The following is a 14502-nucleotide window of genomic DNA, read 5'->3' as shown; positions in this document are numbered from 1 at the left end:
GATGAATCTACATATCAAGAACGGACGGGTGATCGATCCCGCCAACGGCATCGACGCCGTCCAGGACCTCTTTATCGCCGACGGCAAGATCGCCGCCCTCGGCAGCGCGCCGGAAGGCTTCAACGCCGCGCGCACCATCGACGCCGCCGGCCTGGTGGTGGCGCCCGGCCTGGTCGACCTCTCGGCGCGCCTGCGCGAGCCGGGCTACGAATACAAGGCCACGCTGGAATCGGAGATGCAGGCGGCGGTGCAGGGCGGCGTGACCACGCTGGTGTGCCCGCCCGACACCGACCCCGTGCTCGACGAGCCGGGCCTGGTCGAGATGCTCAGGCATCGCGCGCGCATCCTGAACCAGGCGAATGTCCATCCGCTCGGCGCGCTGACCGTCGGCCTGAAGGGCAAGGCCCTGACCGAGATGGCCGAGCTGACCGAGTCCGGCTGCATCGGCTTCGCCCAGGCCGAGCACCCGATCGAGGACACCACCGTGCTGCTGCGCGCCCTGCAGTATGCGAAGACCTTCGGCTACACGGTCTGGCTGCGTCCGCAGGATCCGCACATCGGCCGCGGCGGCGTCGCCCATGCCGGCCCGCTGGCGTCGCGCCTGGGCCTGTCGGGCGTGCCGGTCATGTCCGAGACCATCGCCCTGCACACCATCTTCGAGCTGATGCGCGCATCGGGCGCGCGCGTGCACCTGTGCCGCATCTCGTCCGCGGCCGCGCTGGACCTGATCCGCGCCGCCAAGAAGGAAGGCCTGCCGGTCAGCTGCGACGTCGGCGTGCACCACCTGCACATGACCGATGCCGACATCGGCTTCTTCGACCCGAACGCGCGCCTGACGCCGCCGCTGCGCAGCCAGCGCGACCGCGAAGCGATCCGCGCCGCCCTGCTCGACGGCACCATCGACGCCGTCTGCTCGGATCACACCCCGGTCGACGACGACGAGAAGCTGCTGCCCTTCGGCGAAGCCTCGCCCGGCGCCACCGGCCTGGAACTGCTGCTGTCGCTGATGCTGAAGTGGGTGGAAGAGCAGCATGGCGCGGATGCGCTGGCGCATGCGATCGCCAAGGTCACGCGCGATCCGGCCCGCACGGCGGGCCTGCCGGCGGGCACGCTGTCGGTCGGCGCGCATGCCGACGTGGTCGTGTTCGATCCGCAAGCACGCTGGCAGGTGGCGCCGTCGGCGCTGGCCAGCCAGGGCAAGCACACGCCTTTCCTCGGCTACGAGCTGTCCGGCCAGGTGAAGGCGACCATCGTCGCCGGCCACCTCGCCTGGGAGCGTTGAGCGTCCGGCTCGCGGCGCGCCTAGCGCGCCTCATCCTGCACCTGCTGCAAGGCCTGGCGACCTGCGCGCTGGTCTTTCCCTGGGCCGGCGTCGGGCTGCGCGAGCGGCTGGTGCGGCGCTGGTCGGCGCGCCTGCTGCGCATCTGCAGGGTGGACCTCGAACATGGCGCCGGCGCCGCGCCCCTGCAGCACGCACTGATCGTGTCGAACCACGTCTCCTGGCTCGACATCTTCGTCATCAATTCCCTGCATCCCTGCCGCTTCGTGGCCAAGGCCGAGATCCGCGCCTGGCCGGTGCTCGGCTGGCTGGTCGCGCAGGCCGGCACCGTGTTCATCGCGCGCGGCAGCCGGCGCGACCTGCGCCACATCTTCAAGGGCCTGGTGGACGCCCTGGCCCAGCGCCAGCGCGTGGCCTTCTTCCCGGAAGGGACCACCTCCAGCCAGGGCAGCCTGCTGCCTTTCCACGCCAACCTGTTCGAAGCGGCGATCGACGCCGGGGCGCCGGTGCAGCCGTATGCGCTGTCCTATCTCGACGGCGCCGGCGGCTGGCACCCGGCGGTCGACTACACCGGCGAGACCACCTTCGTGGACAGCATCTTGCGCATCCTCGGCGGCGAGCCGGTGATTGCACGGCTGGCCTGCCTGGAACCGATCGATACCCATGGCGCGCATCGGCGCGAGCTGGCCAGGGCGGCGCATGATGCGATTGCGGGCGCGCTTGGCGTGGCGGTGCCCGAAGAGTAAAAGCCTCGTTTATTTCTTCCCGCTGTGCGGGCGGTATTCCGGACAGTCCACCTGCAACAGCGACCGGTCGTCCAGACAGACCGCCGTCAGCTTCCCACCCCACACGCAGCCGCTGTCCAGGCCCACCAGGTTCGGACGCAGCACCAGGCCCAGGGCCGACCAGTGCCCGAACACCACCGTGACGTCGGCCGTGCGGCGGCCCGGCACGTCGAACCAGGGCAGCAGGCCTGAGCCCTCCGGTCCCTTGTCGCTTTCCTTGTGCAGGAAGTCCATGCGGCCGTCCGGCCAGCACAGGCGCATGCGGGTGAGGGCGTTGACGATGCAGCGCAGCCTGTCGATGCCGGTCAGGGAATCGTCCCAGCGGTCCGGCTCGTTGCCATACATCTGCGCGAGGAAGTCGGCCCAGCCGTCGCCGCGCAGCACTGCTTCGACTTCGGCCGCCAGCAGCATGGTCTGTTCGGCGCTCCATTGCGGCGGCACGCCTGCATGTACCAGCAAATGCGCATCGACGAACATCGCCAGTGGCCGGCGGCGCAGCCAGGCGACCAGCTCGTCGCGGTCGGGGGCGGCCAGGATCTCATCCAGGGTGTCCGAGCGGCTGAGCTTCTGGACGCCGGCCGCCACCGCCAGTAAATGCAGGTCGTGGTTGCCGAGCAGGGCTTCGACGCGCCCCTGGCTGCTTTCGGACAGCGCCTTCATGCGCCGCAGCGCGGTCAGCGATGCCGGTCCGCGGTTGATCAGGTCGCCGACGAAGAGGATGCGCGCTTCGCCCATCGCGTGCGCGTCGGCGGCAATCCTTTCGAGCAGCAGGCCGGCTTCATGGGCGCACCCCTGCAGGTCGCCAATCACATAAGTTTTCATCATGTGGCGATACTAATGTATTTCGAGGATTTATGAATGTAACCATTCCGAACTTCCTCAATCGGAACAGGAGGTGTGCGCGTAAACTGCTGACTTCAAGGGCGCGGCCCTTAATCCAGTACAATGGCGTTTTGCCGTAGCGTGCATCGAATAACCGGCGGCCGCTTCATATATCTACGGCCTGCATGCAGATTGCCTTGTCGGCTATTGCATTTGAAGAATAATAAATGTTTTCATTCCTCGTGAGCTTTGTTGCCTCCGCATTGTTGACCCTGCTGGTCATCAAGCATTCGAAATTGCACGGCCCTGCGCTCGACAACAATTTCGGCGGCGTTCAGAAAGTCCATTTGCACGACGTGGCGCGCATCGGCGGGCTGCCGATTTTCCTGGCGGTGGCCATCAGCGCGGGCATTTCGGTATGGCGCGAGCCTTCCCTCGGTTATTGGCTGCTGGCGCTGCTGGTCTGTTCGTCGATCGCCTTCGCGGGCGGAATCGTCGAAGACTATACCGGCAAAGTGCGGCCCTCGCGGCGCCTGGTATTAACCATGGTTGCGGCCCTGTTCGGATATCTGGTGCTGGATGCGAAAATCGCGCGGCTGGATATGCCGTTCATGAGCTGGAACCTGATCTCGCCGTGGGTCGTGCTGCCGCTGACGATACTGGCGGTGGCCGGCATCGCGAATGCGGTGAATATCATCGACGGCTTCAATGGTCTGGCCAGCGTGGTCACCATTTTCATGCTGGTATCGCTGGCCTATGTGGCCTGGCAGGTCGGCGACATGTTCGTGCTGGTGTCGGCCCTGACGGTGGCCGGCGCGACTGCCGGCTTCCTCATCTGGAATTATCCGGTCGGCCTGATTTTCCTCGGCGACGGCGGCGCCTACTTCATCGGTTTCATGCTGGGCGAACTGGCCTTGCTGCTGGTGATGCGCAATCCCGCCGTATCGACCTGGTATGCCGCATTACTGTTGATTTATCCGGCTTTCGAAACCTTGTTTTCTGCCTATAGGCGAATGTTTGTACGAGGGAAATCTCCAGCTATGCCGGATGGTATTCATCTGCATAGCCTGATTTTCCGGCGTATCGTGCAATGGACCGTGGGCCGCAAGGAAGCGCGCGCACTGATGAAACGTAATGCACGCACCTCTCCTTACTTGTGGCTGTTTTCACTGACGGCGGTAATCCCGGCCACCGTGTTCTGGCGAAATACCGGAGCCCTGATATTCTTCTGTTTGTTGTTCATTATCAGTTACGTTTGGTTGTACGCGCGTATTGTTCGATTCAAGTCCCCGCGCTGGCTGATTTGGAACAAAAAGAACTAACGGATTATTGCGGATGGTGTATATTGCGACAATTCGTGAGATTTCGATGAAATCTGTTTCAACTTAACACTTACAAAGGAACGATGATGGATCTGTCTAATATGTCCTTGGGCGATTTGCGCAACCTGCAAGAGCAGATCAAGCAGGAAATGAAACAGCGCGAGCAGCAGGAAGTGCAAAAAGCGCGTGAACAGATCATGGCGATCGCACAAAGCGTCGGCGTTCCCCTGAAAGACCTGATCGCCGCTGGCGGCCGTGGCGTCAAGGCCACCGGCAAATCGGGTTCGGTCGCCGTTCGTTTCCGCAATCCCGACGATGAATCCCAGCAGTGGACCGGCCGCGGCCGCCAGCCGAAATGGGTGAAGGAATGGGTCGAAGGCGGTAAATCGCTGGATAAACTGCGCGTCTAAAATACTCCCGCGCTCGCCGCCGCCTGATCCGCGGCGGCGGATTGCAGCATCGCCGATCATTCTCCGCGCAATTCCGTTTTTCCGCTTCTCCCTTTCTCCGGCCATCAGGCCAGCCGAACCGCCCTCCGCACGGAAGAGCGCTTCGTTCCCAAGCTCCCGCGCTTGCCATTACAATGTCAGCTTCGCAAGCGATTGCAAGCCGATCCACGCCAATTCCTCAAGGTATAAATAATGGTCCCTCTCTCGAAAACGATCTTCAAGGCATATGACATCCGCGGTGTACTCGGTAGTACGCTCGACGCCGGCATCGCGAAAAAGATCGGCCAGGCCTTCGGCACGGCGGCATTGGCAAAGGGAGAGCGCAAGGTCGTGATCGGCCGCGACGGCCGCCTGTCCGGCCCCGAACTGGCGGCCAGCCTGGCCGAGGGCCTGCGCGAAGCCGGCGTGGACGTGATCGACCTCGGCATGGTCGCCACCCCGATGGTGTATTTCGGCACCAACGTGCTGGACGCGCGCAGCGGCATCATGGTCACCGGCAGCCATAACCCGCCCGACTACAACGGCTTCAAGATGGTGCTGGCCGGCGAAGCGATCTACGGCGACGCCATCCAGGCCCTGTATCAATCGATCGAGCGCGGCGACTTCGCGCCGGCCGCCACCCCGGGCGGCTACAGCACCCACGACATCCGCGACGCCTACATCCAGCGCATCGCCGGCGACGTCAAGATCGCGCGTCCGATCAAGATCGCGGTCGATGCCGGCAACGGCGTGGCCGGCGCCTTCGTCGGCGAGTTGTACCGCGCCATGGGTTGCGAGGTGACGGAACTGTTCTGCGAAGTCGACGGCCACTTCCCGAATCACCACCCCGATCCGGCGCATCCGGAAAACCTGCAGGACCTGATCGAAGCCGTGAAAAACGGCGACGCCGAACTTGGCCTGGCTTTCGACGGCGACGGCGACCGTCTCGGCGTGGTAACCAAGGATGGCCAGATCATCTTCCCGGATCGCCAGATGATGCTGTTCGCGGCCGACGTCCTGTCGCGTAATCCGGGCGCCGAGATCCTGTACGACGTCAAGTGCACGCGCCACCTCGGCCCCTGGATCGAACAGCACGGCGGCCGTCCGCTGATGTGGAAGACCGGTCACTCGCTGGTGAAGGCCAAGCTGAAGGAAACCGGCGCCCCGCTGGGCGGCGAGATGAGCGGCCACATCTTCTGGAAGGACCGCTGGTTCGGCTTCGACGACGGCCTGTACACCGGCGCGCGCCTGCTCGAGATCCTGACCCGCAGCAGCGACCCGTCGAGCGTGCTGAACGCGCTGCCGAAGGCCAGCAGCACCCCGGAACTGCACCTGCACCTGCAGGAAGGCGAGAATTTCGCGCTGATCGAAAAACTGCGCACGGATGCGAAGTTCCCCGGCGCCGAGCGGGTGGTCGACATCGACGGCCTGCGCGTCGAATATGCGGACGGCTTCGGCCTGGCGCGCGGTTCGAATACCACCCCGGTGGTGGTGCTGCGCTTCGAAGGCGAGACCCCGGAGGCCTTGGCGCGCATCCAGAAAGAGTTCGCCCGCGTGATCCTGGCCGCCAAGCCCGACGCCGAACTGCCGTTCTGATGAAGATCCTGCTGGTGCGGGTGTCGTCGCTGGGCGACGTCCTGCACAACCTGCCGATGGTGGCCGACATCCTGCGCCACCATCCCGATGCCCGGATCGACTGGGTGGTGGAGGAGGGCTACGTCAGCCTGGTGCGCCTGAACCCGCATGTGCGCAAGGTGATCCCCTTCGCGCTGCGGCGCTGGAAAAAAGGACTGAAACAGGCGGCCGTGCGCGCCGAAGTCCGCGCCTTCTTCCGCGACCTGCGCGCCGAAGAATACGACTATGTGTTCGATACCCAGGGCCTGATCAAGACCGGCCTGATCATGGCCGCCGCGCGCGTGCGCAAGGGCGGCCAGAAAATCGGCATGGCGAACGGCACCGAGGATTCGGGCTATGAAGGCGCCTCGCGCATCTTCCACAGCCGCAGCATCCCGGTGGCGCCGCGCACCCATGCGGTGGAACGCGGCCGCGTGGTCGCCGCCGAGGCGCTCGGTTATCAACTCGATTCTGCTCCCGACTTCGGCCTGCCGGCGCCCGATCCGCAGCAGCGTCCGGCCTGGATGCCGGCGAGCGACTATGCCGTGTTCTTCCACGGCACCGCACGCGACGCCAAGAAATGGGCGGCCGCGAACTGGATCGCGCTCGGCCACGCGCTGGCGCCGCTGCCTGTGCTGCTGCCTTGGGGCTCGCCCAAGGAGAAGGAAGAAGCCGAGCGCCTGGCCGCCGCGCTGCCGAACGCCACCGTGCTGCCGAAGCTGTCGATGATGGATGCGGTCGAGCTGGCGCGGCACGCGGCGCTGGCGGTCGGCGTCGACACCGGCCTGACCCACATCGCCGCCGCGTTTGTCCGGCCGACGGTCGAGATCTACGGCGATTCGCCGCGCTGGAAGACCGAGGGCAACTGGTCGCCGCGCATCGTGAATCTCGGCGATACCGGCAGTCCGCCGTCCAGCGACGAGGTCATCGGCGCCGCCAGGCGCCTGCTGGAGTAAATCCGATGCGGCTGTTCTACTCCTTCATGTGGTGGCTGGCGCTGCCGCTGGTGCTGGGCCGCCTGTGGTGGCGCGGGCGCCGGGAACCGGGCTACCGCAGCCACCTGGGCGAACGGCTGGGCTTCTATGGACCCAGGCCGGGCCCGGACCGGCAGCTGCGCCGTACGATCATGGTGCACGCGGTATCGGTCGGCGAAACCCGCGCCGCCGAGCCGCTCATCGAGGCCCTGCTGCGCGCCTGGCCGGACTGCCGGATCCTGCTGACCCATATGACGCCGACCGGCCGCGCCACCGGCAAGGCGTTGTTCGGCAAACACGGGGAGCGCGTGGTCCAGTCCTTCCTGCCCTACGATACCGGCTTCATGGTCGGGCGCTTCCTGCGCCATTTCACGCCCTCGATCTGCATCCTGATGGAGACCGAGGTGTGGCCGAACCTGATTGCCGGCTGCGCCAGCCACGATGTGCCGGTGGCGCTGGTGAACGCGCGCCTGTCGGAACGCTCGCTGCGGCGTGGCCGGCGCTTTGGCGGACTGATGATGGAAGCGGCGCGCGGGATCACGCTGGCGGCGGCCCAGACCGAGGCGGACGCGGCCCGCATCGCCTCGCTCGGCGCCCCGCGTGTGGCCGTCACCGGCAGCATCAAGTTCGACGTGGTGCCGCCCGAGACGGCGCTGCAGACCGGCGCCATGCTGCGCGCGCGTTTCGCGCAGCGACCGGTGCTGCTGTGCGCCTCGACCCGCGAGGGCGAAGAAGCGCTGATCCTCGATGCCTGGCGCGCGCTGGCGGACAAACCGGCCGGCATGCTGCTCCTGCTGGTGCCGCGCCATCCGCAGCGCTTCGACGAGGTTGCGCGCATGGCCGAAGAGCGCGGCCTGGGCCTGGCGCGCAGGTCGGCGCTGCCTGAACAGGTGGACAGCGAGGTCCTGCTGGGCGATTCGATGGGCGAGATGTTCGCCTACTACGCGGCCTGCGACTGCGCCTTCATCGGCGGCAGCCTGCTGCCGCTGGGCGGCCAGAACCTGATCGAAGCCTGCGCCGTCGGCAAGCCGGTGCTGGTCGGCCAGCACACCTTCAACTTCCTGCAGGCGACCGAAGAAGCCGTCGAGGCCGGCGCTGCGCTGCGCGTGCCCGATGCCGATGCGCTGATGAGCGAGGCGGCCCGGCTGCTGGGCGATGGCGCCGCACGTGCGCGCATGGGCGAACAGGCGCTGGCCTTCGCCGGCCGCCATCGCGGCGCGACCGTGCGCACTGTTGAACTCTTGCGACAATTTATTCGTTAGCTTTTGTTACCATTCTCTTTAGCTTGAATAACGAAAGGGGATGCACATGTTGTGGTCTAATCGTGCGCGAGCGGGCGGCAACGTGGATGGCGACGCCGCGCTCATGGACGCGCCTGAAATGATGACGGATCTGGGAGTCGATGCAATGCCGCCGGCCCCGATTCCGATCGTGCATCCGCCCGCAGCGCTGTACAGCCTGCATTTCTGGGTCCGCTATACGCTGGCCGAATACACCCGCTTCATGTGGGAACATGGCGGCTACCTGATCCGCCGCCGCCACATCCGCTGGCCGATGGGCCTCTACCTGCGCATCAAGAGCACCCTGGCGGCAGCAGTGCACTTCGCGCTGCTGCGCCGCGGACGGCGCACTTACGAATTCACCATCGACCAGCACGGCATCGTGCGCACCAGCGACACCGGCGTGACCCTGATCGGCTGGGAGGATGTGGCGCGCATCCGCACCTACACGAATGGCTTCATGATGGTGCTCAAGCGCGGCACGCTGCCGATTCCCTTCCGCTGCCTGAGCGCGAAGGAAGTCGATGCGATGAAGGGGATCGCCGCGGCGCGCGCGGCGGGTGAACTGCAGCTGCGCGGCGCCCTTTAATCGGGAAACAGCACCGGCATCTCGATCGACCGCTTCCTGAGCGCCGCCTTGGCGCCGTCGTAGTCTGGGAAGACTTCGCCGACCACGGCCCAGAATGCCGGGCTGTGGTTCATTTCGCGCAGGTGGGCCAGTTCGTGCACCACCACGTAATCCAGCAGCGCCAGCGGGTAGTGGATCAGCTTCCAGTTCAGGCGGATGTTGCCGGCGACCGTGCACGAGCCCCAGCGCGTGCCCGCCGACGACAGCGCGAAAGCCTGATAGCGTACGCCCACGCGCGGCGCGTACAGGTCCAGGCGTTCGCCGAACGTGCGCTTCGCCTCGGCCTGGAACCACAGCTTGACGCGTTCGCGGACCTGCCACTCCGACAGCCCCTGCGTCACGCCCAGGCGCAGCTCGCGCGAGTCCGCATCGAACACGCAGTGGCTGCGCGCGGCCTCCTCCAGGCGCAGCACGATCTCGCCCCCCAGGTAGGGCAGGCGCGCGCCGTCGACCCATTCCACCGGCGTGCGCTGCTCGCGCAACGTGCGCCGCTCGGCGCGTTCGAACAGCTTGGTCAGGATCCAGCTTTGCTTGGCGCGGATGGCGCGCTCGATATCGTCCATCGGCGCGCGCTTCGGCGAGGTCACGTGCAGGCCGTCGTCGCTGATCATGAAGCCGTGCGAACGCCGCGCCGAACGGCGCAGGGCGTAGTGGACGGTGTGCGAACCGAGCTGGATCTTCCGCAGCGGCGGGTCGTTCGGGCCGACCGGCGGCGCGGGCAGGCTACGGGTTGGCGTGGGCGGCGCCTTGAACAGCGGGGCCGGCGGCCTGGCCGGCGCCGGCGTCGGCGTCGGCGGCGCGACGACGGGTTTGAGCGCCGCGAACAATTCTTGCGCGAACAGCTCGAGCTGTGTCGCGTCCATCTTATGGGAGGTCATGGTGGGCTGCAGCGATGGTGCTTTGGATGGTGCCTTGGTCTGCGCGCCCAGCTCATTCAGGTACCTCAGTAGGCGTGGGGCGAAATGACGCGCATTTCCGATTCTATCCAATTTTCGACCTCTTGCATCAGACTGTCGGGAGTGTGGTTTTCTGGCGATATCGGCTTGCCAATCGAGACGGTGATGAGGCCCGGCCTCTTGATGAAGGAGTTCTTGGGCCAGCACTCACCTGAATTATGCGCGATCGGGACGACCACGGCGTCGGCGGCAATCGCCAGGCGCGTGCCGCCGCTCTTGTACTGGCCTTTCTGGCCGACCGGGATGCGGGTCCCCTCGGGGAACATGATGATCCACTGGCCGTCGGCCAGGCGCCGCTTGCCGTGCCTGACCACGTCGGCGAAGGCGCGCTTGCCGCGCTTGCGGTCGATCGGGATCATGCGCAGCAGCGCCATGGCCCAGCCGAAGAAGGGGATGTATAGGATTTCCTTCTTGAAGACGAAGACCAGCGGATGCGTCATGTTCGGCAGCAGGAAGATGGTCTCCCAGGCCGACTGGTGCTTCGACAGCAGGATCGCCGGGCCGGTCGGCAGATTCTCGTAGCCCTTGAACTGGTAGCGGATGCCGCAGATGACCTTGGCACACCAGATGATGAAGACGTTCCAGCGCGAGGTGATCCAGAAGCGCGTGTTGTACTTGAAGGGCGCAGCGAGGAAGCAGACGCAGGCCCAGACCACCGTGGCGACGATCATGATGATCGTGAACAGCAGGGAGCGCAGGAACAGGGTGGCAGTACGCAAAGAAATAGTCTCCGGAACGTGGATCGGGCGAGTGGTTCGGCTTATCTTAGCTCAGCTTTAGCTTAGCAGATCAGGCAGAGGGCGGGCTAGCGGCAGATTGCTTGAGGAAGGCCGTCACCATCGCGGCCAGGTCGGGGAAGACCTGGGTGCCCGGCGGCAGGCCGCCGGTCGCATGGGTTTTTTCGCCCTTGCCGGTCAGGACCAGGTAGGGCACGCAGCCGCTGATGAAGCCGGCCTGCAGGTCGCGCAGCGAGTCGCCGACGGTCGGCACGCCCTTCAGGCTGAGCTTGAAGCGCTTGCTGATTTCCTCGAACATCCCGGCCTTCGGCTTGCGGCAATCGCAGTTATCGATCGCCGCGTGCGGGCAGAAGAAAATGGCGTCGATGTCGGCCCCGACCAGCTGGGCCGCCGCGTGCATCTTCTGGTGGATCGCGTTCAGCGTGGTGATGTCGAACAGCTCGCGCGCGATGCCGGACTGGTTCGACGCCACCACCACACGGTAGCCGGCCTGGTTCAGGCGCGCGATCGCCTCGAGCGATCCCGGGATCGGGATCCACTCGGCGGGCGACTTGATGAATTCGGGGGAGTCATGGTTGATGACGCCGTCCCGGTCGAGGATGACCAGCTTCATGCGGCCAGCTTCGAGATGTCGGCCACGCGGTTCATCATGCGGTGCAGGATGGCGAGCAGGGCCAGGCGGTTGTTGCGCAGCTTGACGTCCTCGGCCATCACCATCACGTCGTTGAAGAAGGCGTCGACGTCGTCGCGCAGCTGGGCCAGGGTCTTGAGCGTGCCGCTGAAGTCGCCGCGCTCGAAGGCGGCGTCGACCTCGGGCTGCACGCGCTGCATGCTGGCGTACAGCTTCTTCTCGGCCTCGTCCTGCAGCAGGGCGGGGTCGACCGAGCCGGCCTGGGCCAGCGCTTCCTCGTTCTTCTTGAGGATGTTGGTGATGCGCTTGTTGGCGGCCGCCAGCGAGGCGCTTTCCGGCAGCGCGGCGAAGGACTGCACGGCTTCCAGGCGCTGCACCACGTCGTCGACGCGGTCCGGGTTCTGGGCCAGCACCGCTTCCACCTCGTTCGGCGAGAAGCCGCGGTCGCGCAGCATGCCGCGCAGGCGGTCCAGCATGAAGGCCGTCACTTCCTGGCTCGGATCCTTGAAAGCGGCCATGGTGTCGAACACGCCGGCGGCGTCAAGCAGCAATTCGGAAATGCCCAGCGCCAGGCGCTTCTCGACCAGCATGCGCATCACGCCCAGCGCATGGCGGCGCAGTGCGAACGGGTCCTTCTCGCCGGTCGGCTGCAGGCCGATCGACCAGATGCCGACCAGGGTTTCCAGCTTGTCGGCCAGGGCCACGGCCAGGCCGGTATTCGTCGACGGCAGGGCGTCGCCCGAGAAGCGCGGCTGGTAGTGTTCGGAAGCGGCCAGCGCCACTTCTTCGTGCTCGCCGTCGTTGCGGGCATAGTAGGTGCCCATGATGCCCTGCAGCTCCGGGAACTCGCCGACCATGTCGGTCAGCAGGTCGGCCTTGGCCAGCTGGGCGCCGCGTTCGGCCAGCAGCATGTCGTAGCCCAGGCGGCGCGCGATGGCGCCGGCCAGGCGGGTCACGCGCTGGGTGCGCTCGAGCTGGGTGCCGAGCTTGTTGTGGTAGACCACGTTGGCCAGCAGCGGCAGGCGCGACTCCAGCGACTTCTTCTTGTCCTGCTCGAAGAAGAACTTGGCGTCCGACAGGCGCGGGCGCACCACGCGCTCGTTGCCGCCGACGATGGCGCTGGGGTCGTCGGTCTGCAGGTTCGAGACGATCAGGAAGCGCGAGCGCAGCTTGCCGGCGCTGTCCGTCAGCGCGAAGTACTTCTGGTTGGTCTGCATGGTCAGGATCAGGCATTCCTGCGGCACCGACAGGAACACTTCCTCGAACCGGCACTCGTACACCACCGGCCATTCGACCAGGGCGGCGACTTCGTCCAGCAGCGCTTCCGGCATCAGCACCTGGTCGGCGCCGGCCTTGGCCAGCAGCTGGGTGCGGATCGATTCCTTGCGCTCTTCGGCGCTGGCGACGACCTTGCCCTGCTCCTTCAGCGTGGTGGCGTACTGGTCGGGATGGGCGATCTCGAACGGCTGGCCGTTCGACAGGAAGCGGTGGCCCAGGGTCGCGCGGCCGCTCGACAGGCCGAGCAGCGACAGCGGCACGACGGCATCGCCGTGCAGGGCCAGCAGCGAGTGGACCGGGCGCACGAACTGCACGGTCTCGCCGCCTGGCCGCTGGTAGCTCATGAGCTTCGGGATCGGCAGCTTGGCGACGGATTCCTCCAGCACCGGCTGCAGCCCGTCGGCCAGCACGCCGCCGGGGGCGGTATGGCTGTAGAAGAAGCTCTCGGCCTTGCCGTCCTGGGCGCGTTCGAGGTCGGAAATCTTCAGGTCGGGGAAGCCCAGCGCGGCCAGCTTCTTGGCCAGCGGCGCGGTCGGGTTGCCGTCCTTGTCCAGGGCCACCGCGACCGGCAGCACCTTCTCGCGGATCGCCTTGTCCGGCGAGGTGGCGCGCACATTGGTGATCGATACCGCCAGGCGGCGCGGGGTGGCGTAAGCGGTGACGACGCTGTCGGCTTCGAGGAAGTCGCGCGCCTTCAGGCCATTGGCGATGCCGTTCGCAAATGCGGCGCCCAGTTTGACGAGGGCCTTCGGCGGCAGCTCTTCGGTCTGCAGTTCGACAAGTAAGGTCTGGTTCATGGTGTTCTGTTCTTAAACGGCTTTGGGCAGCATCGGGAAGCCGAGCTTCTCGCGCGAATCGTAATAGGCCTGGGCGACCAGGCGCGACAGCGTGCGTACGCGGCCGATGTAGGCGGCGCGCTCGGTGACGGAGATCGCGCCGCGCGCGTCCAGCAGGTTGAAGCTGTGCGAGGCCTTCATGATCTGCTCGTAGGCCGGCAGGGTCAGCGCCAGTTCGATCAGGCGCTTGGCTTCGGACTCGTGGTTGTTAAAGGCCTGGAACAGCAGTTCGGTGTTCGAGTGTTCGAAGTTGTAGGTCGACTGTTCGACCTCGTTCTGGTGGAACACGTCGCCGTACAACAGGCGCTTGGTGACCCCGTTCTCTTCCCAATCGGTCCATACCAGGTCGTAGACGTTTTCCACGCCCTGCAGGTACATCGCGAGACGCTCGATGCCGTAGGTGATCTCGCCCAGCACCGGCTTGCAATCCAGGCCGCCGACCTGCTGGAAGTAGGTGAACTGGGTCACTTCCATGCCGTTCAGCCAGACTTCCCAGCCCAGGCCCCAGGCGCCCAGGGTCGGGCTTTCCCAGTCGTCCTCGACGAAGCGGACGTCGTTCTTCTTCAGGTCCAGGCCCAGCGCTTCCAGCGAGCCGAGGTAGAGGTCGAGGATGTTTTCCGGGGCCGGCTTGAGCGCCACCTGGTACTGGTAATAGTGCTGCAGGCGGTTCGGGTTCTCGCCGTAGCGGCCGTCCTTCGGGCGGCGCGAGGGCTGCACGTAGGCGGCGCGCCAGGGTTCGGGGCCGATCGCGCGCAGGAAGGTGCCGGTGTGGAAAGTGCCCGCGCCGACTTCCATGTCGTACGGCTGGAGCAGGGCGCAACCTTGCTTGTCCCAGTAGGTTTGCAAGGTCAAAATGATTTGTTGGAATGTGAGCATTTTTGGGCGTGGAGCTATGGTTCGGCTTCGGGCACACGGGCCACGAACACGGTGAG

14 protein-coding genes are annotated in these 14502 nt (G+C 65.8%); 8 read left to right on the top strand and 6 right to left on the bottom strand.

The genetic code is table 11. From position 1 onward, the window contains the following. Position 1: 1 nt before the first annotated feature. Both AM586_RS11605 and AM586_RS11600 read left to right on the top strand, forming a co-directional pair. Positions 2-1282, top strand: a complete 1281-nt coding sequence (locus AM586_RS11605; protein ID WP_047822072.1) for a dihydroorotase — start codon at positions 2-4, stop codon at positions 1280-1282. Next, positions 1279-2025, top strand: a complete 747-nt coding sequence (locus AM586_RS11600; protein WP_047821713.1) for a 1-acyl-sn-glycerol-3-phosphate acyltransferase — start codon at positions 1279-1281, stop codon at positions 2023-2025. The genes AM586_RS11605 and AM586_RS11600 overlap by 4 nt, the downstream gene beginning before the upstream one ends. A 9-nt stretch (positions 2026-2034) precedes the next feature. Here AM586_RS11600 and AM586_RS11595 read toward each other — a convergent pair whose 3' ends face one another. Next, a complete protein-coding gene (locus AM586_RS11595; protein WP_047822075.1) occupies positions 2035-2886 on the bottom strand; it encodes a symmetrical bis(5'-nucleosyl)-tetraphosphatase in 852 nt (283 codons plus the stop codon). A 227-nt stretch (positions 2887-3113) separates the two neighbouring features. On the opposite strand from AM586_RS11595, the gene AM586_RS11590 reads away from it, so the two are divergent. From AM586_RS11590 to AM586_RS11565, 6 genes are all read left to right on the top strand, one after another. Next, entirely contained in the window at positions 3114-4208 is a 1095-nt protein-coding gene (locus AM586_RS11590) for a glycosyltransferase (protein WP_047821715.1), read from the top strand. Positions 4209-4294: 86 nt separating this feature from the next. Further along, complete coding sequence (locus AM586_RS11585) at positions 4295-4618, top strand: H-NS family nucleoid-associated regulatory protein (RefSeq protein ID WP_047821717.1); 324 nt, start codon at positions 4295-4297, stop codon at positions 4616-4618. A gap of 231 nt (positions 4619-4849) precedes the next feature. Further along, a complete protein-coding gene (locus tag AM586_RS11580) occupies positions 4850-6232 on the top strand; it encodes a phosphomannomutase/phosphoglucomutase (protein WP_047821719.1) in 1383 nt (460 codons plus the stop codon). Then, positions 6232-7206 (top strand): lipopolysaccharide heptosyltransferase I, encoded by a 975-nt coding sequence (gene waaC / locus AM586_RS11575; RefSeq protein ID WP_047821720.1) that lies wholly within the window; start codon positions 6232-6234, stop codon positions 7204-7206. Before AM586_RS11580 ends, waaC begins: the two co-directional genes overlap by 1 nt. Positions 7207-7211: 5 nt before the next feature. Further along, entirely contained in the window at positions 7212-8486 is a 1275-nt protein-coding gene (gene waaA, locus AM586_RS11570; protein ID WP_047821722.1) for a lipid IV(A) 3-deoxy-D-manno-octulosonic acid transferase, read from the top strand. Between the two features lie 46 nt (positions 8487-8532). Continuing rightward, entirely contained in the window at positions 8533-9093 is a 561-nt protein-coding gene (locus AM586_RS11565) for a YcxB family protein (RefSeq protein ID WP_047822077.1), read from the top strand. Here AM586_RS11565 and AM586_RS11560 read toward each other — a convergent pair. The 5 genes from AM586_RS11560 to glyQ all read right to left on the bottom strand — a co-directional run bounded on the left by AM586_RS11560 (position 9090) and on the right by glyQ (position 14446). Further along, a complete protein-coding gene (locus tag AM586_RS11560; protein WP_047821724.1) occupies positions 9090-10010 on the bottom strand; it encodes a M48 family metallopeptidase in 921 nt (306 codons plus the stop codon). The genes AM586_RS11565 and AM586_RS11560 overlap by 4 nt on opposite strands. 65 nt (positions 10011-10075) lie before the next feature. Beyond that, positions 10076-10807 (bottom strand): 1-acyl-sn-glycerol-3-phosphate acyltransferase, encoded by a 732-nt coding sequence (locus AM586_RS11555; protein ID WP_109370461.1) that lies wholly within the window; start codon positions 10805-10807, stop codon positions 10076-10078. 70 nt (positions 10808-10877) lie between these two features. Continuing rightward, positions 10878-11438, bottom strand: a complete 561-nt coding sequence (gene gmhB, locus AM586_RS11550; RefSeq protein WP_047821726.1) for a D-glycero-beta-D-manno-heptose 1,7-bisphosphate 7-phosphatase — start codon at positions 11436-11438, stop codon at positions 10878-10880. Next, positions 11435-13531, bottom strand: coding sequence for a glycine--tRNA ligase subunit beta (gene glyS / locus AM586_RS11545; protein ID WP_047821728.1), 2097 nt, complete (start codon positions 13529-13531; stop codon positions 11435-11437). The genes gmhB and glyS overlap by 4 nt, the downstream gene beginning before the upstream one ends. A gap of 12 nt (positions 13532-13543) precedes the next feature. Beyond that, positions 13544-14446, bottom strand: a complete 903-nt coding sequence (gene glyQ, locus AM586_RS11540; protein ID WP_047821730.1) for a glycine--tRNA ligase subunit alpha — start codon at positions 14444-14446, stop codon at positions 13544-13546. Positions 14447-14502: the final 56 nt, after the last annotated feature.

Source organism: Massilia sp. WG5 (assembly GCF_001412595.2).
In the GTDB taxonomy this organism is placed as follows: domain Bacteria; phylum Pseudomonadota; class Gammaproteobacteria; order Burkholderiales; family Burkholderiaceae_D; genus Telluria.
This window is presented reverse-complemented; position numbering and strand designations above follow the sequence as displayed.

Coding starts and splice junctions, on each gene's coding strand:
- AM586_RS11560 (WP_047821724.1), bottom strand. CDS start 10,010: ATGACCTCCCATAAGATGGACGCGACACAGCTCGAGCTGTTCGCGCAA.
- waaC (WP_047821720.1), top strand. CDS start 6,232: ATGAAGATCCTGCTGGTGCGGGTGTCGTCGCTGGGCGACGTCCTGCAC.
- AM586_RS11565 (WP_047822077.1), top strand. CDS start 8,533: ATGTTGTGGTCTAATCGTGCGCGAGCGGGCGGCAACGTGGATGGCGAC.
- AM586_RS11580 (WP_047821719.1), top strand. CDS start 4,850: ATGGTCCCTCTCTCGAAAACGATCTTCAAGGCATATGACATCCGCGGT.
- AM586_RS11595 (WP_047822075.1), bottom strand. CDS start 2,886: ATGAAAACTTATGTGATTGGCGACCTGCAGGGGTGCGCCCATGAAGCC.
- waaA (WP_047821722.1), top strand. CDS start 7,212: ATGCGGCTGTTCTACTCCTTCATGTGGTGGCTGGCGCTGCCGCTGGTG.
- glyS (WP_047821728.1), bottom strand. CDS start 13,531: ATGAACCAGACCTTACTTGTCGAACTGCAGACCGAAGAGCTGCCGCCG.
- AM586_RS11605 (WP_047822072.1), top strand. CDS start 2: ATGAATCTACATATCAAGAACGGACGGGTGATCGATCCCGCCAACGGC.
- gmhB (WP_047821726.1), bottom strand. CDS start 11,438: ATGAAGCTGGTCATCCTCGACCGGGACGGCGTCATCAACCATGACTCC.
- AM586_RS11590 (WP_047821715.1), top strand. CDS start 3,114: ATGTTTTCATTCCTCGTGAGCTTTGTTGCCTCCGCATTGTTGACCCTG.
- AM586_RS11585 (WP_047821717.1), top strand. CDS start 4,295: ATGGATCTGTCTAATATGTCCTTGGGCGATTTGCGCAACCTGCAAGAG.
- glyQ (WP_047821730.1), bottom strand. CDS start 14,446: ATGCTCACATTCCAACAAATCATTTTGACCTTGCAAACCTACTGGGAC.